This is a genomic window from Pseudomonas sp. SIMBA_068 (assembly GCF_046534705.1).
GTDB classification, from domain to species: domain Bacteria; phylum Pseudomonadota; class Gammaproteobacteria; order Pseudomonadales; family Pseudomonadaceae; genus Aquipseudomonas; species Aquipseudomonas putida.
The window spans coordinates 1-262 of sequence record NZ_JAWRYI010000796.1 but is presented as its reverse complement, the minus strand read 5'-3'; the positions used below and the strand labels follow the sequence as shown (position 1 = coordinate 262).

At 56.9% G+C, this 262-nt stretch carries 1 protein-coding gene; it reads left to right on the top strand.

Features of this window, described 5'->3' with window-relative positions; translation table 11 throughout:
• On the top strand, positions 1–262 hold a 262-nt coding region (locus SB756_RS31490), incomplete at both ends, for an FAD-binding protein (protein WP_410913425.1).

Here is a 262-nt window from a genome sequence, read left to right as displayed (position 1 = left end):
GGCACTGCGTGAGCATGTCCCTGGACTTGAGATCCTGCATACCGAAGAGGAGATCATTCCTTACGAGTGTGACGGGTTGAGCGCGTATCGCACGCGTCCATTACTGGTTGTTCTGCCTAAGCAAATGGAACAGGTGACAGCGATTCTTGCTGTCTGCCATCGCCTGCGTGTACCGGTGGTGACCCGTGGTGCAGGCACCGGGCTTTCTGGTGGCGCGCTGCCGCTGGAAAAAGGTGTGTTGTTGGTGATGGCGCGCTTTAAA